At 64.9% G+C, this 18,691-nt stretch carries 15 protein-coding genes; 7 read left to right on the top strand and 8 right to left on the bottom strand.

The window, feature by feature from the left end; all coding sequences use genetic code 11:
* Window positions 1–103: 103 nt before the first annotated feature.
* Together CGLAUT_RS02610 and CGLAUT_RS02605 are read left to right on the top strand one after the other, a co-directional pair.
* Window positions 104–1,888: an acetyl/propionyl/methylcrotonyl-CoA carboxylase subunit alpha gene (locus tag CGLAUT_RS02610; protein WP_290186146.1), complete on the top strand. Its 1,785-nt coding sequence runs from the start codon at window positions 104–106 to the stop codon at window positions 1,886–1,888.
* Window positions 1,889–1,890: 2 nt separating this feature from the next.
* Complete coding sequence (locus CGLAUT_RS02605; protein WP_290186144.1) at window positions 1,891–2,379, top strand: GNAT family N-acetyltransferase; 489 nt, start codon at window positions 1,891–1,893, stop codon at window positions 2,377–2,379.
* Window positions 2,380–2,449: 70 nt separating this feature from the next.
* Here the strand turns inward: CGLAUT_RS02605 and CGLAUT_RS02600 are convergent, their stop codons facing one another.
* From CGLAUT_RS02600 to prpD, 4 genes are all read right to left on the bottom strand, one after another.
* The gene (locus CGLAUT_RS02600; RefSeq protein ID WP_290186142.1) at window positions 2,450–5,878 is read right to left on the bottom strand and encodes a pyruvate carboxylase; all 3,429 of its coding nucleotides are present in this window, start codon (window positions 5,876–5,878) and stop codon (window positions 2,450–2,452) included.
* Window positions 5,879–6,037: 159 nt separating this feature from the next.
* On the bottom strand, window positions 6,038–7,183 hold the full coding sequence (locus CGLAUT_RS02595) for a bifunctional 2-methylcitrate synthase/citrate synthase (RefSeq protein ID WP_290186140.1): 1,146 nt from the start codon (window positions 7,181–7,183) through the stop codon (window positions 6,038–6,040).
* A 39-nt stretch (window positions 7,184–7,222) separates the two neighbouring features.
* Window positions 7,223–8,155 carry a methylisocitrate lyase gene (gene prpB, locus CGLAUT_RS02590; protein WP_290186138.1) on the bottom strand — a complete coding sequence of 311 codons (933 nt, stop codon included), beginning with the start codon at window positions 8,153–8,155 and terminating at the stop codon, window positions 7,223–7,225.
* Window positions 8,155–9,666, bottom strand: a complete 1,512-nt coding sequence (gene prpD / locus CGLAUT_RS02585) for a 2-methylcitrate dehydratase PrpD (RefSeq protein ID WP_290186137.1) — start codon at window positions 9,664–9,666, stop codon at window positions 8,155–8,157. The genes prpB and prpD overlap by 1 nt, the downstream gene beginning before the upstream one ends.
* Window positions 9,667–9,890: 224 nt before the next feature.
* Here prpD and CGLAUT_RS02580 point away from each other — a divergent pair, with 224 nt between their 5' ends.
* Window positions 9,891–11,165: a short-chain fatty acyl-CoA regulator family protein gene (locus CGLAUT_RS02580; RefSeq protein WP_343898701.1), complete on the top strand. Its 1,275-nt coding sequence runs from the start codon at window positions 9,891–9,893 to the stop codon at window positions 11,163–11,165.
* 28 nt (window positions 11,166–11,193) lie between these two features.
* On the opposite strand, the gene CGLAUT_RS02575 is transcribed toward CGLAUT_RS02580, so the two are convergent.
* The 4 genes from CGLAUT_RS02575 to upp all read right to left on the bottom strand — a co-directional run bounded on the left by CGLAUT_RS02575 (window position 11,194) and on the right by upp (window position 15,164).
* Window positions 11,194–12,600 carry an NAD(P)H-quinone dehydrogenase gene (locus tag CGLAUT_RS02575; RefSeq protein WP_290186134.1) on the bottom strand — a complete coding sequence of 469 codons (1,407 nt, stop codon included), beginning with the start codon at window positions 12,598–12,600 and terminating at the stop codon, window positions 11,194–11,196.
* 74 nt (window positions 12,601–12,674) lie between these two features.
* A complete protein-coding gene (locus CGLAUT_RS02570; RefSeq protein WP_095659343.1) occupies window positions 12,675–13,886 on the bottom strand; it encodes an amidohydrolase in 1,212 nt (403 codons plus the stop codon).
* Window positions 13,887–13,990: 104 nt separating this feature from the next.
* Complete coding sequence (locus CGLAUT_RS02565) at window positions 13,991–14,371, bottom strand: helix-turn-helix transcriptional regulator (RefSeq protein WP_415877140.1); 381 nt, start codon at window positions 14,369–14,371, stop codon at window positions 13,991–13,993.
* A 157-nt stretch (window positions 14,372–14,528) separates the two neighbouring features.
* A complete protein-coding gene (gene upp, locus CGLAUT_RS02560; RefSeq protein ID WP_290186131.1) occupies window positions 14,529–15,164 on the bottom strand; it encodes a uracil phosphoribosyltransferase in 636 nt (211 codons plus the stop codon).
* A 98-nt stretch (window positions 15,165–15,262) separates the two neighbouring features.
* Here upp and CGLAUT_RS02555 point away from each other — a divergent pair, with 98 nt between their 5' ends.
* From CGLAUT_RS02555 to CGLAUT_RS02540, 4 genes are read left to right on the top strand one after another with little or no spacing between them, the layout of a single operon-like run.
* Window positions 15,263–15,544, top strand: coding sequence for a hypothetical protein (locus tag CGLAUT_RS02555; RefSeq protein ID WP_095659341.1), 282 nt, complete (start codon window positions 15,263–15,265; stop codon window positions 15,542–15,544).
* Window positions 15,541–16,746 (top strand): C40 family peptidase, encoded by a 1,206-nt coding sequence (locus CGLAUT_RS02550; RefSeq protein ID WP_290186128.1) that lies wholly within the window; start codon window positions 15,541–15,543, stop codon window positions 16,744–16,746. Before CGLAUT_RS02555 ends, CGLAUT_RS02550 begins: the two co-directional genes overlap by 4 nt.
* A 37-nt stretch (window positions 16,747–16,783) precedes the next feature.
* Window positions 16,784–18,022 carry a SatS C-terminal domain-containing protein gene (locus CGLAUT_RS02545; RefSeq protein WP_290186126.1) on the top strand — a complete coding sequence of 413 codons (1,239 nt, stop codon included), beginning with the start codon at window positions 16,784–16,786 and terminating at the stop codon, window positions 18,020–18,022.
* Window positions 18,023–18,037: 15 nt separating this feature from the next.
* On the top strand, window positions 18,038–18,595 hold the full coding sequence (locus CGLAUT_RS02540) for a MarR family winged helix-turn-helix transcriptional regulator (RefSeq protein WP_290186124.1): 558 nt from the start codon (window positions 18,038–18,040) through the stop codon (window positions 18,593–18,595).
* Window positions 18,596–18,691 lie beyond the last annotated feature (96 nt).

Raw genomic sequence — 18,691 nt, 5'->3', positions numbered from 1 at the left:
AGTGCGGAAAACGCCGAGCGGGACTGTAATATGAAGCGGCACAGCCAAGATATGTTGGTAGACCTAACCATTTAGCAAATATTTAGTAAAGGCGGAATTACTCGTGCCTACTCCCCTATCGAAGGTGCTCATTGCCAACCGCGGCGAGATCGCCGTGCGCGTCATCCGCGCCGCGAAAGATGCTGGCCTCGCCTCCGTTGCTGTCTATGCAGAGCCCGACGCCGACGCCCCGTTTGTGGCGATGGCAGACGAGGCGTTCGCGCTGGGCGGCACTACCGCGGCGGAGTCGTACCTGGACATGGAGAAGGTGCTCAAGGCTGCGGCTGATTCCGGGGCTGACGCAATCCACCCCGGTTACGGGTTCTTGTCTGAGAACGCGGAGTTCGCGCAGAAGGTCATCGACGCGGGCCTGACGTGGATCGGCCCGTCGCCGGAGGCGATTGCGGCGCTCGGCGACAAAGTCACCGCCCGCCACATCGCTGAACGCGCCGATGCGCCAATGGCACCGGGCACGAAGGACCCCGTTGCGAACGCCGATGAGGTGGCCGCGTTTGCTGACGAGCACGGCCTGCCGGTAGCCATCAAGGCTGCCTACGGCGGCGGCGGGCGCGGCATGAAGGTCGCCTACACCCGGGAAGAGATTCCCGAGCTCTTCGAGTCGGCGACCCGTGAGGCCACCGCGGCGTTCGGCCGTGGCGAGTGCTTTGTCGAGCGCTACCTTGATAAGGCGCGCCATGTCGAGGCGCAGGTGCTTGCAGACCAGCACGGCAACGTCATCGTCGTGGGCACCCGCGACTGCTCCCTGCAGCGCCGCTTCCAGAAGCTGGTCGAAGAGGCGCCGGCACCGTTTTTGACCGACGCGCAGCGCGCGCGGATCCACGAAAGCGCGAAGGCGATCTGCAAGGAGGCCGGTTACTACGGCGCGGGCACGGTCGAGTACCTGGTCAGCGCTGGCACCGAGCAGCACCCGGAAGGCATCATCTCCTTTCTCGAGGTGAACACCCGCTTGCAAGTGGAGCACCCGGTCACCGAGGTCACCACCGGCATTGACCTGGTGCGCGAGCAGTTCCGCATCGCGGCGGGTGAAGAGCTTCGCTTTACGACGGACCCGGAACCGCGCGGACATGCCATCGAATTCCGCATCAACGGCGAAGACCCGGCAGTGAACTTCATGCCCGCACCAGGCACCATCACCGAGTACGTGGAACCGGCCGGTCCGGGCGTGCGCGTGGATTCCGGCGTGCGTGCTGGCTCTGTGGTCGGCGGGCAGTTCGACTCGATGCTGGCGAAGCTCATCGTCTACGGCGAGGACCGCGAGGAAGCTCTCCAGCGCTCTCGCCGTGCGCTGAGTGAGTACGTGGTGAAGGGGCTGCCGACCGTCATCCCCTTCGACCAGGCCGTTCTTGACGACCCTGCATTCATTGGCGACGGCGAGCACTTCGATGTATACACCCGCTGGATCGAGGAAGCGTGGGTCAACGAGCTCGCCCCTGCGGATACTGATGCCGACGGCGACGCGGACGGCGCCGATTCGGATGGCGAGAACCGCACTTTTGCCGTGGAGGTGAACGGGCGTCGCATTGAGATTGCGTTGCCGTCGTCGCTGGTCTTCGGTGGCGGGCAGCGCAAACGCCCGAAGAAGCGCCGCACGGCCGGGTCCAAGGCTGCCGCCTCCGGTGATGCTGTTGCGGCGCCGATGCAGGGCACCGTGATCAAAGTCAACGTGTCCGAGGGCGACGAGATTGCGGAGGGCGACGTGCTCCTCGTCCTTGAAGCGATGAAGATGGAAAACCCGGTCAAGGCGCACAAGTCCGGCACGGTGACCGGTCTTGCAGCAGAGACGGGTGCGCAGGTGCAGAAATCTGCCGTCCTCATGGAGTTGAAATAGCGATGGTTGAATCTGCGGAGTTCACGTTCCGACGCGCCAGGGAGGCGGATCGGACTTACCTGCAGCGTTTGAACTTCCTCGCCGACTCGTTCGGCGACGAGACTGCTGACCTGGAGCCGGACGTGCTTCCAGGGGTTGAGAAATACGTGGACGATTGGGACCCCGAGCGTGACGGCGGCGTCATCGCCTTCGATGAGCTTCGTACCCCTGCTGGTGGCGTCTGGTTGCGCTATTGGTCGAAACCGGAAGATGGGTGGGCGAACCTCGGGCCGGACGTGCCGGAAATCGCCATCGCAGTCGAGAACCGGTACGCGGGACAGCGCCTCGGGGCACAGTTGCTGGGACAGGCGGTTCAGCTCGCTCGCGAGCAGGGCGCCACGCGCATCGCGCTGTGGGTGGATGCGAAGAACCCGCGGGCGCGGCACCGCTACGAGGAATTCGGGTTCACCGACCACCCGACCATTGAGGGCGCGATGGTCTATGCGCTGTAGGGCGATGGCGTAGACGTCGATAAGCAAAAAGCTCCGGGCAAACAACCCGGAGCTTTCCACTTTGGTGCGACTAGCTGATCACGACGACCAAGTCGCCGCCCTCAACCTTCGTTGCCTGCGACAGGGCGACGCGCTCGATGGTGCCGTCGACGGACGCAGAGATGGAGGCCTCCATCTTCATCGCTTCGATGGTGGCAACCTGATCGCCAGCCTTGACCTCGTCGCCAGCGCTGACCGTCACGTTGACCACGCCGGCGAACGGGGCTGCGACGTGGCCCGGGTTCGCAGAGTCAGCCTTTTCCACCTCGGCGACGGTGGACTCGGCGTTCTCGTCACGGATGGACATCGGGCGAACCTGGCCGTTGACGGTGAGGATGACTTGGCGCATACCCTTCTCATCCGGCTCGCCGACGGCATCGAGGCGCACCACCAGCGGCGGGGTGTTCGCGTCGATCTCGCCGTAGTAGATCATCGTCTCCTCGCCCTCTTCGAGGCCGTAGAAGAAGGTCTTGTCGCCGAGCTGGTCGGTGATGCCGTAGGCGCGCCTGTGCTCGAGGAACTCGTTGTACTGCTTCGGGAAGAGCAGCTTGTCCAGCGCGATGCGGCGAGTCTCGTGGTCGCCGCTCTCCAGCGCCGGCGCGAGTTCTTCCGGCACCTGCACGGTGTGGTCGACCTCGTCGCGATTTTCCAGGGCCTTCTCGCGCAGCAGCGGCCAGCCACCCGGAGGCGTGCCCAGTTCACCCTGGAGGAAGCCGATCACGGACTCAGGGATGTCGTACTTGCGCGGGTTTTCGGCGAACTCCTCCGGGCTGACACCCTGGCCCACCAGCTGCAGGGCAAGGTCGCCGACGACCTTGGAAGAGGGGGTCACCTTCGTCGGGCGGCCAAGGATCTCGTTCACGCCGGCGTAGTAGTCCTCCACCAGCTCAAAGCGGTCCTCAAGACCCAGCGCCTTTGCCTGGGTGCGCAGGTTGGAAAGCTGACCGCCCGGGATCTCGTGCTTGTACACGCGGCCGGTCGGGCCCGGGATGCCGGACTCGAATGGGGCGTAAACCTGGCGCACGGCCTCCCAGTACGGTTCGAGGTCGGACACGGCCTGCAGAGAGATGCCAGTGTCGCGCTCGGTGTTGGCGAAGGCGGCGACAAGTGCGGACATCGACGGCTGCGAGGTGGTGCCGGCGAGCGGAGCGGACGCCACATCGACGACGTCCGCGCCAGCGTTAGCGGCAGCGAGGTAGGTGGCCAGCTGGCCGCCAGCGGTGTCGTGGGTGTGGACGTGGACCGGCAGGTCGAAGCGTTCACGCAGGGCGGTGACCAGTTTCGCGGCCGCTGCCGGGCGCATCAGGCCAGCCATGTCCTTGATCGCCAAGACGTGGGCACCAGCGCCCACGATCTCCTCAGCGAGGTTGAGGTAGTAGTCAAGGGTGTAGAGGTCTTCAGCCGGATCCAGCAGGTTGCCGGAGTAAGCCATCGCGACCTCGGCGACGGTCGTGTTGGTCTCCAACACCGCGTCGATGGCCGGGCGCATCTGGGAGACGTCGTTCAGCGCGTCGAAGATGCGGAAGATGTCGATGCCGGAAGTCGCAGCCTCCTGCACGAATGCACGTGTCACCGAATCCGGGTACGGGGTGTAGCCGACGGTGTTGCGCCCGCGCAGCAGCATCTGGATGTTCACGTTCGGCAGGGCCTCGCGGATCTCGTCGAGGCGCATCCACGGCGACTCGTGGAGGAAGCGCATGCCCACGTCAAAGGTCGCGCCGCCCCAGGCCTCAACCGAGGTCAGTTCCGGGGTGAGGTGGCCGACGTGCTTCGCCGCCGCGACAAGGGTGTTGGTGCGGATACGGGTTGCCAGCAGCGACTGATGAGCGTCGCGGAAAGTGGTCTCGGTGACGCCGAGCGCCGTCTGGTTGCGCAGATTCTCTGCCCACTTCACCGGGCCGAGTTCAAGCAGTTCGTCGCGCGAGCCGCGCGGAGTCTCGCCGTATTCAGCACGCGGGAGCTTCTTCGACGGCTGGATGTTCGTCGGGCGCGGGCCGTTCGGCTTGTTCACCGTCACCGAGGCAAGGTAGTTGAGGATCTTGCCGGCATCATCGGCGGCGTCCGGTGCGTCGAGCAGGTTCGGGTGATCCGCGATGAAGCCGGTGTTGATGCGCTCGTGGCGGAATTCTGGCTCGGACAGCAGCGCGCGCAAGAAGCCGATGTTGGTGGAGACACCGTCAACGGCGAACTCGTTGAGCGCACGCAGTGCGCGGTCCACGGCAACCTGGAAGTTGCGCCCGCGGCACGTCATCTTCACCAGCAGTGAGTCGAAGTTCGGGGTGATCGTGGTGCCGACGGCCACGGAGCCGTCGAGACGCACGCCCGCACCGCCCGGGGAGCGGTAACCGGTGATCGTGCCGGAGTCGGGCCGGAAGCCGTTCTTCGGGTCCTCGGTGGTGATGCGGCACTGCAGCGCCGCACCGTTGACCTCGATAAGGTCCTGGGTGAGGTGCACATCCTCCAGCTTCGCGCCGGCGGCGATGTACATCTGGTTCTTCACGATGTCGACGCCGGTGACCTCCTCAGTCACCGTGTGCTCGACCTGCACGCGCGGGTTCATCTCGATGAACACATGGTTACCCTGCTCATCCACCAGGAACTCGACGGTGCCAGCACCCTCGTAGTTGATTTCCTTGCAGAAGTTCACCGCATCCTGGCAGATGCGCTGGCGCTGCTCCTCCGTAATGTGCTGCGCAGGCGCGATCTCCACCACCTTCTGGTGGCGGCGCTGCACCGAGCAGTCGCGCTCGAAGAGGTGCACCACGTTGCCGTGAGAGTCCGCCATGATCTGCACCTCGATGTGCTGCGGGTTGATCACGGCACGCTCGATGTAGACGCTCGCGTCGCCAAAGGCGGCCTCCGCCTCGCGGGATGCCTCCGCAGCCAACGACTCTACGTCCTCCAGCTTCTCAATAAAGCGCATGCCGCGTCCGCCACCACCGGCGACCGCCTTGACGAAGACCGGGAACTCGAAATCCTTCGCGTACTCCGCGAGCTGCTTCGGATCCGACGACGGCTCCGAGTCCTTCAGCACTGGAAGACCAGCGCGCTCAGCAGCCTGCACCGCGGCGGACTTGTCGCCGGTCAGATCCAGCGTCTCCGGGGTTGGGCCAATGAACTTGATGCCGTTGTCGCGGCAAGCGCGCGCCAGATCCGCGCGCTCGGAAAGGAACCCGTAGCCCGGGTAGATCGCGTCCGCGCCGGTCTCCTTGGCGGCGCGAATAATTTCGTCGATGTCCAGGTAGGCCTTGACCGGCTGGCCCTCAACACCGATCTGAACCGCCTCATTGGCAAACGGGCGGTGGAAGGAGTTGCGGTCCTCGCGGGGGTACACGGCGACGGTCTTCGCGCCTGTCTCAAACGCGGCGCGGAACGCGCGCACTGCGATCTCGCCGCGGTTGGCGACCAAGATCTTCTTGAAGGAGGGCAGGTCGTTGAGCGGAAGCGTATCCGGATTCATAGGGTGTCCTTTCCGTAGCGAAGGAGCAAGAAGGGTTTAGAGCACAATTCGGCTGAATGTAGTTTAAGTCTAGTTCAGGCTCGGTGTGGCGAATAGGTCATACGAACAACAACGCGGGCGTCGTTAAGCAAAATGCTCCGACGCCCGCGACCGCTGACCTTACTTTTCTACATGGCGCTCGTCCGGGCCGTTGTAGGCGGACAGCGGGCGGATCAGCGAGTTGTTCTCGAACTGCTCGATGATGTGCGCGGTCCAGCCGGTGATGCGGGACATAACGAACAGCGGGGTGAAGAACTCGATGTCGAAACCGAGGATGTAGTACGCCGGGCCGGACGGGAAGTCCAGGTTCGGGCGGATGTTGATCGAGGTGTTCTCGTACATGGTCTTCGCCATGATGTCGTACATCTCGACCCACTTCTGGGAGTCCTTCTCCGGGTGCTCGGCGGCGAGCTTCTTGAACGCGGCCTCCATGGTGGGTACGCGGGAGTCGCCCTTCTTGTACACGCGGTGGCCGAAGCCCATGACAAGCTCCTTGTTCTTGAGCTTGTTTAGGCACCACTCCTCTGCCTTCGCCGGGTCGCCGATCTCTTCCATGTGGTGCATGACGAACTCGTTCGCGCCGCCGTGCAGCGGGCCCTTCAGCGCGCCGATAGCGCCGGTGATCGCAGACCAGCCGTCCGACATCGTCGACGCGATGGTGCGGGCTGTGAAGGTGGACGCGTTGAAGGAGTGCTCGGCGTAGAGGATCATGGTCTTCTCAAACGCCTCAATGTCGGACGGGATGTTCGCCGGGGACTTTTCGTCGTCGCCGAAGACCATCCAAAGGAAGTTTTCGGAGAAGCCCTTCTCCTTGGACGGGGCGATGTACTCCTTGCCCTGGCGGCGGCGAATGTCGGTGGCCACGATGGTCGGGAGCTTGGCCAGCAGCTGGCGGCCGATGGACTGCAGGTGCGCGGCGTCGGTGGTGAACTTCTCCGGGTCGTGGGTGCCCAGGTAGCTCACGGCGGTGCGCAGGACGTCCATCGGGTGGCAGTCCTTCGGCAGGAAGTTGATGACCTGGATCAATTCCTCGTCGATGTCGCGGTTGGCCATGCATCCGCCGCGGAAGTCCGCGAGCTCCTGCTCGTTCGGCAGCTCGCCGTTCCACAGCAGGTACGCGACCTCTTCGAAGGTGCAGTGTTCCGCGAGCTCCTGGACCGGGTAACCGCGGTAGAGCAGGGAGTTCGTCTCCGGGTTGACCTTGGACACAGCGGTGTAGTCGGCGACAACGCCGTTGAGGCCCTTGCGGATATCTGGCTCGGTCATGATGGTTCTCCTTTTCGGCTGGGTTGGAAGGGCTCGGAGCTACTCGGATTCCGTCTGGAACGTGGACTGGTAGGTGTCCTTCGAGTAGGTGAAGACTGACTGGTCGAACTGGTTGTACTCGTCGTAGCGGACGAGCTCGTAGAGGCGGGAGCGGTGCTGCATCTTGTCCAGCCACGGCTCCTGGGTGCCGGTCTGGGCCATGTCGCGCAGCATTTCCTCGGCCTGGCCCATCGCCAGGCGGAAGGTGGTCACCGGCCAGATCACGGCGTTGTAGCCGAGCTCTTCAAGGCGCGGGGCGGGGATGAGGTCGGTCTTGCCGAACTCGGTCATGTTCGCCAGCAGCGGGATGTCGACAGCGGCGCGGAACTGCTCGAAGTCGGCCTCCGAGTACAGCGCCTCGGTGAAGATCATGTCCGCGCCCGCGTCGGCGTAGGCCTTGGCGCGCTCGATGGCTTCGTCGATGCCTTCGATGCCGGCGGCGTCGGTGCGGGCACAGATGACAAACGCGTCGTCGTGGCGCTCGCGCACAGCGGCGGTGATGCGTCGCACCATAAGATCGCGCGGCACGACTTCTTTACCGTCGAGGTGGCCGCAGCGCTTCGGGTTCACCTGGTCCTCCAGGTGCAGCGCCGCGAGGCCGGCAGCCTCAAACTCTGCAACGGTGCGCGCGGCGGACATCGGCTCGCCAAAGCCGGTGTCGGCGTCGATGAGCACCGGCAGGTTCGTCGCACGGGCAATTTGGCCACCGCGGTGCGCCACCTCAGTGAGGGTGGTCAGGCCGATGTCCGGCAGGCCGAGGTCGTTGGCCAGCACGGCACCCGAGACGTAGACACCCTCGAACCCGCCGATATCCTCAATCAGGCGCGCGGTCAGCGGGTTGAAAGCACCCGGAAGCTTGGTGATCGTCTCGCTGGCAAGCGATTCGCGCAATGCTTGACGACGCTCACGTGGAGTCTTTTCCGGCGCGAACATTAGAAGATACCTCCCGGGATCTCCGGCGCCTCAGCGCGCGCAGCTTCATTGACCACGATGTTGAGCTCGCACAGGTCGGTGAGGTTCTCCAGATTCTGCACGGCCTCAAGGAAGCGGTCCTGTTCCGCCTGGTCGACGATGCCCTCGGCCAGGGTGCGGAATTTGTTGATGTAGTTGTCGCGCGTAAACGGGCGGGCACCGAGCGGGTGCGCGTCGGCCACAGCCATCTCGTCCTCGATGACGGAGCCGTCGTTGAAGGTGATGACGGCTTTAGCGCCAAATGCCTTCTCGTTCGGGTCGGTGGAGTGGTAGCGGCGGGTCCACTCCTCGTCCTCGACGGTGGAGATCTTGTGCCACAGCTCCACGGTTTCCGGGCGGCCCGCACGCTCCGGCAGGTAGGAATCCACGTGGTGCCAGGTGCCGTCTTCAAGCGCAACGGCGAACATGTACATGATGGAGTGGTCCAGCGTCTCGCGGGATGCCGTCGGATCCATCTTCTGCGGGTCATTCGCGCCGGTGCCGATCACGTAGTGGGTGTGGTGCGAGGTGTGCAGCACGATGGACTCGATGTCCGCGGTGGACTTGCCCTGCTCTTCGATGGTGGCCTTGATGCGGCGCGCGAGGTCGATCGGAGCCTGCGCCTGGTACTCGGCGGAGTGCTCCTTAGTGTAGGTGTCCAGGATTGCGCGCTTGCCTTCGCCAGGCTCAGGCAGGGGAACCGTGTAGGTGCGCTCCGGGGAGTGCAGCATCCAAGCGATGACGCCATCCTCGCCTTCCCAGATCGGCGCCGGTGCGCCTTCGCCGCGCATCGCGCGGTCAACCGCCTCGATGGCCATCTTGCCGGCGAAAGCCGGAGCGGATGCCTTCCAAGAGGAGATCAGGCCCTTGCGGGACTGGCGAGTCGCAGTCGTGGTGTGCAGCGCCTGGCCGACTGCCTGGTAGATGGTGTCCACGTCCAGATCGAGCATGGTGCCGATGCCGGCCGCGGCCGACGGGCCGAGGTGCGCGACGTGGTCGATCTTGAACTCGTGCAGGGAGATGCCCTTGACCAGGTTGACCTGGATCTCGTAGCCGGTAGCGATGCCGCGGATGAGCGCCTTGCCGTCGAGCCCCTTGTGCTGCGCGACGGCGAGGATCGGCGGAATGTTGTCGCCCGGGTGGGAGTACTCCGCAGCCAGGAAGGTGTCGTGGTAATCAAGCTCGCGCACGGCGGTGCCGTTCGCGAACGCCGCCCACTCCGCGGAGTACGCGCCGTCGATGCCGAAGACCTGCGCACCGTTTTCCTGCACCGGGTGCGCCTCTGCCATCACGCGGGCGGTGGTGACCGGACGGCGCGCGTAGGAGGCAACCGCGGCCGACGCGTTGTCGATGATGCGGTTGATGATCATTTCCTTGGTGTCTTCCGGCACCTCGACCGGATCGGCGGCGACTTGGGCGATCTTGTAGGCCAGGTGCTCTTCAATCGGGAAGTCCTCGGCGGACTTACGCGTGCGTACCTCGTGCTCAATCATGCAGGTCAGCTCCTTAACGGATCCTTTGCGGAAGCCGAAATGAAAGTCGAATACAGCGTTGGGTTGGGCCCGGCCTCACTCGGGCCGAGCGTCACACCTCATAGTAGGGGTCAAAGTGTGGCGTGGGTCATGATCTAGGTTGCGTAAAACTGTGTCGTGATGCCGCGCTTTTTGTAAACTCTGTAAAAGCTCAGCTCACGCCCATTTTTCTGGAGGCAACCAGTTTGGCCAAGCATTATGCGGGGGCACGGATTCACACACTTCGCACGCACCGCGGTCTCACCCAGGTCGAGATGGCGCGCAAACTCGGCATCTCCACCAGCTACCTCAACCAGCTTGAGAACGATCAGCGTCCCCTGACAGTCACGGTGCTGCTGCAGCTGACCCGCGTCTTCGGGGTCGAGGCCTCCTTCTTCTCTCCCGACGCGCAGCAGCGCACCCTCGGCGAACTCGCAGAGCTGCTCCCGAGCGTCGCCGATGACGAACTCGCCAATTTCGCCCATCGGTTTCCATCCATCGCTGAGGCAGTCTTGAGCATTCCATCGCTTATCGACGCTTCGTCATCAAACCCCCACCTCATCGTCCGCGACTTTTTCCAGGACAACGAGAACTACTTCCACGACCTGGACGAGGCTGCGGAACGCTTCGCGCTCCAGGCGCCTTCGCGGCAGTTGCGGCTGACGCGTTTGGCCGCGGCGTTTGACCGGGATTTCGGCTACTCGGTGCGCTTTAACCAGCCAAGTGCGGGTGCAAGGTCAGTCGTCGATAAGCATGCTCGCGAGATTCGGCTGCGAGCCGGCCTGACTGAAGCCCAGCAGACCTTCGAGCTTTCCTACCACTATGGCCGCATCGCGCATGCGAGCTTGATTGATGCGCACGTGGCACAGATTGGGAACGAGCCAGCACGCGAGCTGGGCCGCCATGGGCTGGGGCAGTATTTTGCCGCGGCGGTAACCATGCCGTACGGCGAGATTCTTACCGCCGCCGAGGCGACGCGCTACGACATCGACATGATCGCGGCGCAGTTCGGCACCGGTTTTGAATCGACCTGCCAACGCCTGGGCACGCTGCAGCGACCCGGCGAGCGGGCAGTGCCTTTTGTGTTTGTGCGCACCGATCGGGCCGGCAACATCTCGAAGCGGCAGTCCACGACGTCGTTTCACTTCTCGCAGCGCGGCGGCACGTGCCCGCTGTGGGTGGTGCACCGCGCGTTCGAGACCTCGAACCGTGTGACCCGGCAGGTCTCCGTGATGCCGGATGGCCGGACGTATTTGTGGATGGCGCGCATGGTGCAGGGCCCGCCACTGGGGTTTGGCACCCCGCGGCAGGAAAATGCCGTCGCGCTTGGCTGCGATGCGGCGTACGCCGACCGGCTTGTCTATGCAGACGGACTTGACCTCTCCCCTACCTCGGCGACACCGATCGGTCCAGGATGCGAGACGTGCCCGCGCAGCGCCTGCCCGCAGCGCGCGTTCCCGGCGATGGTGCCGACGCAGTGAGCCGGTCGGGCCAGCGCGGCCGGTCTGGCTAGTCCAGATCGGTGCGGCTGATCAGGCGGCGCGCCGCCTCGGTGATGGAGCCGGACAGCGACGGGTAAACCGCCATCGAGTTCGCCAGCTGGCGCACGGTGAGGTTGTTGGTCACCGCAATGGTGATGGAGTGGATGAGCTCGGACGCGGTCGGGGCGACGATCACGCCGCCGATAACCACGCCGGACCCCTTGCGGGCAAAGATCTTTACAAAGCCGTGCTGCAGCGAGCGCATCTTCGCGCGCGCGTTGGTGGCCAGCGGTAGTTTGTAGATGTCGGCCTCGACTTCGCCGTCGACAATCTGCTGCTCGGTGACACCCACTGCGGCGATCTCCGGACGGGTGAACACGGCGTTGCCCACCGTCTTCAGGCGGATCGGGGCGACGCCCTCGCCGAGTGCGTGGTCGACGGCGATGCGACCCTGCTGTGCTGCGACCGACGCAAGCGGCATGAGGTCGGAGCAGTCGCCGGCGGCGTAGATGCCAGCCACGTTCGTGCGCGACACGCGGTCGACGTGAATGTGGCCCGACGGGGTGACCTCCACGCCAGCCGCTTCAAGGTTGAGGTCGGCGGTGTTTGGGATGGAACCAATGGACATCATGACGTGGGAGCCTTCGATCTCGCGACCGTCGGTGGTGCGCACGATGACGCCCTCGCCGGTGTTTTCCACGTTGTCCACGCGGGCGTCCTTCTCCAGCTTTACGCCGAGGTTCTGCAGCACCGTCTCCAGCACGTCTGCGGCGTCCGCGTCGTCGTGCGGGAGAATGCGGTCGCGCGAAGCCACCATGGTCACCGGCACACCGAGCTCCGCGTAGGCGGAGACGAACTCGGCACCGGTCACGCCGGAACCGACCACGATGAGGTGCGTCGGCATCTCGATCAGGTCGTACATCTGGCGCCAGTTGAGGATGCGCTCGCCGTCCGGCTCTGCGCCCTTGAGTACGCGCGGCGACGCGCCGGTGCACACCAGCACCATGTCGCAGTCGATGCGTTCCTCGGTGCCGTCGGCAAGCTGTGCCACCACACGATGGGTGGTGTGGCCCGACTGCTCGCTGGCGAACCGCGCGCGACCGTTCAAAATTCGCACGCCGACACGGTCGAGCTGCGCATAAATGTCGCGCGACTGTTCCGCGGCGAGCGCAACCACGCGGTTGTTCAACGCCGACAGGGACAGCGATGCGTCGCCCAGGCCGTGGTTCAGGCCCATGTCGTCGGCGCGTCGCAGGTCGGTCTTAATGTTCGCGCCGGCGATGAACCCCTTTGACGGCACGACGTCCTTCCGAATCGCCGAGCCACCCGCGCCCTGGTCTTCAATCAGTGTGATGTCCGCACCGTACTTCGATGCGACAAGCGCCGCCTCATAGCCTGCCGGGCCTCCACCCATGATGACGAGTTTCTTGGACACGTTGCGTACTCTCCTGTGTTCAAGTTCGTGGTTACCGTGCAAAAATACGCAGGCCAGTCTAGGTGAACTCCTGGCTATTCGCTGGCAATATCGTGGCGGGAGTCACGCTCCGCGTGGTTTGCGGCGTAGTACTTCTCCACGATCGAGGCGAAGAGTCGCACTCCGACGCCGATAGCGCGTTCGTCGATAAGCAAATTGCCCTGGTGCAGGTCTGGCTTTTCCCCCTTGCCGTCCCACGCACCGAGACGAACCATGGTGCCGGGGACGTGCTCGAGGTACCAGGAGAAGTCCTCGCCGCCGGACGACTGCGGTGCGGCGACGATCGCGTGCGGGTCGATCGCGCGGCCGGCCTCGACGGCGAGTGCGGTGGCGGCGTCGTCGTTGAGCACGGGTGGCACGCCGCGGATGTAATCGAGCTGGTAGGTGCAGCCTGTCGGCGCAACGATGAGGTCGATGAGGTCGGTGAGCAGATCCTCCAACGCGCGCCACGTGCCGATGTCCGCCGTGCGCACCGTGCCGGCAAGCAGTCCCTGCTTCGGGATCGCATTCGGCGCGTCGCCCGCTTCGACGTGGCCGAAGACCAGCACAGTGCCGGTGCGCGGGTCGACGCGCCGCGACAACAGCGCGGGCAGCTGCGTCGCCAACGCGCCGAGCGCGTAGACCACGTCCGAGGTCAAATGCGGCCGCGCAGTGTGCCCGCCGGGGCCGTCGAGGCGCACCCGGATCACATCAGCGGCAGAGGTGATCGCACCGGCGCGCACGCCGATCTGGCCCACGCGCAGCTTCGGCTCCACGTGCAGCGCGAAGATCGCCGCGACCCCGTTCAGCCCACCCCATTCGATGACATCGAGCGCGCCGCCGCCCATCACTTCCTCGGCCGGCTGGAAAATGCAGCGCACGCCGAAAGGAATGTCCACCGACGCCAGCGCGCACGCGAGCGCAAGCACCACCGTGGTGTGCACGTCGTGGCCGCACGCGTGCGAAATGCCCGGGATGATCGAGGCGAAGTCCAGCCCGGTCTGCTCAGGCACGCGAAGCGCGTCGATGTCCGCGCGAAACGCCAGGCGCTCTCCGCCGTCGGGCCCGATGTCCACGTAACAGCCGGTCCCCGGAAACCGCACGGCCTGGAGCCCGTGCTGGGCCAGCACCTCAACGATGAAGTCGGTCGTGTCCACCTCTTGGTTGGACAGCTCCGGGTGCGAGTGGATGTGGCGGCGCCACCCAATGACGGTGTCTAGGTGCGCACCCAACCACGCGTCCACGCCTGCCGAGATCGCCTCCGCCACCCGCTTGTCCTCCTCACCGTTGTGTGCTTTGTTCTGGGCAGAAGCTTACGCCAGCGCCGAATCCGCGTTGCGCCGAGGTCAACAGGTCCCTCGCACGCGCGGCGCTACGGCAGGCGGTACACCGCGTCGTCGAACCGCGGCTCTGCCGCGGGGGCACCTTGGCGCAGGTAAGACTCATGAAACCGCGCCGTGTCCAGCGGTTCGTTCGGCCACCGCAGAGCGATCTCCACCGCGGCCTCAACCTCCCGCACCAAACCCTGCGCCACAAACGGCTTGCCCACCAGCTCCCCCGCGCCTGGCAGCAACGCGGCCGGCGGCACGTAGAGCGCTGCGGCGAGGCGGTAGACCGTGCTCAAGGTCGGGTCCGCTGCCCGAGCCCCGTTGTAATCATTGCGCTCCAGATTCGAGATCAGGCTTCGCGAGACCCCCGCCAGCTCCGCCAGCCGCGTCTGCGTCAGCCCCCGCATCACCCGGATCGTTTTCACGCGGTTTCCCAAGCTCAAGGCATACGACGCCCAATACGCCTGCGGCAACAACTCCCCCATCAGCAAAGCCCCCCAGCTTCATCCCCCGCACATTTCGTGCTCGCGGCAATAGCGTATCGCAGCCACCCGCACTGCGCCACGGACCGGTTGCCGGGGGTTACAGCTCGATGTTTCGCGGGCCGTACAACCGGTCGCCGGCATCACCCAGGCCGGGCACAATGTAGGCCTGCTCGTTCAGGGCAGGATCAATCGTCGCAGTCACAAGCCGGACCGGTCCCCCATGAGCTTCAAGCTTATCGACGCCCGGTTGAGCGCTCACCATACACACACACGTAATATCGTCCGCCCCACGCTCGACGAGCAGGTCGATGGCGTGGATGAGCGACCCGCCGGTGGCCAGCATCGGGTCGACCAGGAACACAGGCTGACCTGACAGATCCTCCGGCAGCGCCTCAAGGTACGGCACCGGCTGGTGGGTCTCTTCGTCCCGGGCCATGCCGATGAATCCCACCTGCGCGTCCGGGATCATCTTCAGCGCTGGGTCGATCATGCCCAGGCCTGCACGGATAATCGGCACGATGATCGGCGGTGTCTTCAGCCGTGCGCCGGTCGCGGTGCCCACCGGCGTGACGGTGTCAAACGTCTCTACAGGTAGATCGCGGGAAGCCTCGTAGATCAGCATGGTGCCCAGGTCCGAAAGTGCGGCACGGAAGGCGGCGTTGTTGCTTCGCTCGTCACGCATTATGGTCAGCCGAGAGGCGGCCAGCGGGTGGTTTACAACGGTGATATCCATGCGCACCATGGTAAGCCAGCGTGAGGCCCGGGCAGCGGAAAAGTACTCGGCGAGCATTGCGGTGGAACCGAGCCCCGCATTTGTGCGTCTAAGTAGGCATGAACGTCTTCGAACTCGATTCCTCAGTCGTCGCCGCGCACACCACGTCCCTTCGAAGGGATGCTTCGACCCTGCAACCCTTGCACCCCATCGTCATGCCACCCAAGACCCCTTCACCCGCGTTTCGCGCCGCCATCACCCACGCGCTTGAGTGGGCGAACTGGCGCGCAACGGCCGTCAGCGACGAAGCTCGCCGGGTCGCGGGCGCCATGGACCTCACTGTCGGCGCTGCGGACACGGTAGACGGGAAGACTTGCACCACACTGGGAGGTTTCCTGTGATCATCCCCGCAAAAGCCTCCGTGGAGGCGTCTGATCTCGTGGATAAGCGAATCGGCCTCGCGCTTGATGTGCTGGGACCGAACAAGTTCGGAATCGACCCGCTGTTCTGTGCGGTCCAGATCATGGCCCAAAAACCAGAACTCATTCCCACCCTGCCCGGTTACGCAACGCCGAGCTTCGAAGCGTTCACGCCGCTGGCCAAGCTCGTCGGCGCAGACCCGAGCGCCCACTTCGATGCCGTTGAAGCGCTGGCAGAGCATCGCGCCGCGATTAGCGACGCCCTCGTCGGCGGCAACACCCTCACCGCGACTGCAGCGACACAGATGGTGGCGATCGCAGCCAGCGTTGTCCCTGCCGCCAGTGCCGCCGCGGCACTGGCCACTCCGGCGGGGCCAGCAGCGCAGCTGGCGGCAGTAGCAAGCGCCGTGATGATCAAGCTCAACGAAGCGGCGATGACGATCCTCGACTTGCAAGACGGGCTCGACGAAATCGCGGAACGACTCTCCAAGGAAACCGAACGTTCAATGCGAGTCCAGCTTCCCGGCACCGCCCCGGGCGCGGGCGAGGCAGTCGAGCAGCTCAAGCGCTTGGCGGGCACTCTGTCTCCCGCAGCGCCAGGAGAAGCTGTCGCCGATCCGCCGCACACCGATCCAGCGGCTGCGCCGCAGCCGTCTCCGTCAGCACCTCCCGAGGTCAAACCGGTTGAGGTACCGGCGGAGCCGAAACCCGCGCCCACTGACTCACCGGCCTCCGCAGCGCAACCGGCCACCGCAGCGCAACCGACTGTGCACGCAGAGCCAACCTTGGAAGCCACCGCTGCACCGACCGCCGCAGCACCAGCCACCACGACTGCCGGTTCGGCCATCGGAGTCGCAGCGGTTGAGGCTGCGAAAACACAGCTAGGCACGCCATATGTGTGGGGCGGGAGCCAGCCCGGTGGTTTCGATTGCTCCGGGTTGACGTCGTGGGCGTACCAACAGGCTGGGCATGAGATTCCTCGGGTGGCGGCTGACCAGGCCGTCGGCAAGCAAGTGTCCTATGAGGAGCTGCAGCCTGGAGATTTGGTGATTTGGTCGGGGCATGCGGCGATGTACGCGGGCGATGGGATGATGATTGAGGCGGGTGACCCCGTACAGATGAACCCGGTGCGCACCGAAAATATCGGCATGCCGTTCATGGGGTTCTGGCGGCCTACCGGATAGACAGCGGTAGGGAAACGATTTAGTAGAGTTTCCCTCCATGAGCACCCGTGCAATCCTCCCTGTCAAGGTTTCGCTGACCGCCGGCGACTTCTACACCCTGTGGGCCCCCACATGGAAAGAGAAGGGCTCTGAGTGGCAGGCGTTCTTGGGCGACGACGAATCCGTCCTCGCCTTCCACTCGCCTGAGGAACTGCTGGTGTTTTTGAACACCACCGCGCAGCATGACCTGACCGACCACCCGAAGTGGGCGAACTTCCAGGCACAGGCCGACGATCGCGTGGTGCCGAGCGAGAAGCAGTACTACGACATCGTCGGGGCGCCGAACTTCTTGGCAGATCGCCCCAGCCACGGGAACGTCTCGCAGCTGTCGCGCGTGCTGCAGCTTTCGCGCTCGCTCGCTGAGGTGGCGAACGCGGAGCAGGCGCAGATCTTCTTTGCGTCTCACTCAATTCTGGCGAACGTCGCGCGCGGCTCCGAGCACTACTCGGGCGACGCTGGCCTCGACGAGTGGTCCGGTGTCGGCCGTGTGGTTCTGGCGAACTGGGAAAACGTCGTGCACTCGCTTGATGGTGCCGTGCGGGTAGTGGAGACTAACGAGCTGGATGCGGATGCTGTCGCGTCCGCTGGGACCGCGATCACCGCGGCGCAGGAGGAGCGCGCCCGCCGCCGCGAGGAGCAGCAGAAGCAGGAAGTTGCGCAGGCTGCGGCCGAGGACCCGTACGACGTGTCGCCGTGGGCGACGGCAGGCATTGATCCAGTGAAGATCACCGTCCAGGGCAAAACCGTCTACACGCTGCGCACCTACCTGGGCTCGGCGCCAGTGTTCCTGGGCAAGTACGGCGAGATCTTCACCTTCCCCACCCCGAAGCACCTCGGCCGCTGGATTCTGGAGAACGACGACCACGAGCTCGCGGGCGTGTCCACCTGGCAAGACCTGATGAACGCGGCGAACGCCGGCGAGCTGAAAGTGGAGGTCCACCCGGACAACGCCTACTCCTTCAACGGCATTGCCGAGGACATCACGAAGGGGCCGGACGCGGTCGACACCAAGCAGATGACGAAGGCCTACGAGGTGCTTGCCGATGCCGCAGACTGGGCGAAAGACGACTCGCTGAATTCCCTCCTGTTGGCTAACCCGCGGATGCAGGACTACCTGGCGTACATGATGGGCTCGACCGAGTCCGCCGGCTACGTGCCCTCTGCCCCGTTCACTGACAAGGCTGAGGCGTGGACCGAGATGGAAGACCAGCTGACCAAGCGGTTCTCCAAGTTCTAGGGGTTCTAGGCAACCATGGCGGGCGGGGAATCTGCGGAGCTCCAAGCGAAGCTGCGGCATTTCATGCACCTGATGCGCGTGGCGAGTGCGGACCCGCAGGGCCGCAACGCGTTCTCCGGCCAGGGCCGCGTGTTGAAGCTCCTTTCGCTGCAAGACGGAGTGGCACAAAAAGACCTGGCCGCGGTGCTTGGGATCCGCTCGCAGTCGCTGGCGGAGTTGCTTTCGAAGATGGAGGCCAAGGGGCTCGTATCCCGCGCCCCGAATCCGCAGGATAAGCGCACGAGCATCGTGACGCTTACCGACGGCGGCAAAACAGCCGCCAAGGAACACGACACCGCCGAGGAGTTCGACCCATTTAGCGCTCTCTCTGAGCAGGAGCGAGTAGGCCTCGCTGGATTCTTAGACAAGCTAATCGCCGCCGCAGAATCCCACATGGCCCCCGAAGATTTCCCGCCGACTCCCCTCAAATGGCCCCCACCCTCGCCGTCCGGCGATGCCTGGGGTCCACCTCCCCCGCCACGCGGCCAGCACCCCGGCCCGCCACCGGGCCCGCCCCCAGATTTCCTGCGCTAGGCGGTGTCGCGATCGCTGTCGCGCCGCTGCGGCAACACCGCCACGTCCTCACGCTGCGCGTCCGGAGCCATCCCCGGTGCCCCCGGCATACCCATG

The organism is Corynebacterium glaucum, assembly GCF_030408855.1.
GTDB classification, from domain to species: Bacteria; Actinomycetota; Actinomycetes; order Mycobacteriales; family Mycobacteriaceae; genus Corynebacterium; species Corynebacterium glaucum.
Note: the sequence above shows the minus strand (reverse complement) of the source record. Positions and strands in the feature narration are given on the sequence as shown.